The organism is Bacillus sp. SIMBA_074, from assembly GCF_046534555.1.
In the GTDB taxonomy this organism is placed as follows: Bacteria; Bacillota; Bacilli; order Bacillales; family Bacillaceae_G; genus Bacillus_A; species Bacillus_A mycoides.
The window spans coordinates 1-264 of the sequence record NZ_JAWRYM010000673.1 but is presented as its reverse complement, the minus strand read 5'-3'; the positions used below and the strand labels follow the sequence as shown (position 1 = coordinate 264).

The 264-nt window shown below is 30.7% G+C and carries 1 protein-coding gene; it reads right to left on the bottom strand.

Annotation, left to right across the window (positions count from 1 at the left end; all coding sequences use genetic code 11):
• Nucleotides 1–163: branched-chain amino acid transport system II carrier protein (locus tag SB773_RS32465; protein ID WP_410594498.1), on the bottom strand; the 163-nt coding region annotated here is incomplete at its 3' end.
• Nucleotides 164–264 lie beyond the last annotated feature (101 nt).

The following is a 264-nucleotide window of genomic DNA, read 5'->3' as shown; positions in this document are numbered from 1 at the left end:
AGCCAACTCCTGTTATTAAAAACCCTGCATTTGCTGACCAGATATTCATTCCTGCTGATTGCCCAAGCATTGGTGGGAAAATTAAATTTCCTGCCCCAAAAAATAGAGCAAATAACATTAAACCAATAACTACTATAAATGAAAATGGTACTTTATTAGCCAAATTAAAACCTCCATGAATGAATTAAATTTTACTTTTTCGAAAAAAAGAATTTTCAAAAAATTACTCACAAACCTAAATACATAGGATTGTATCGTATTCTG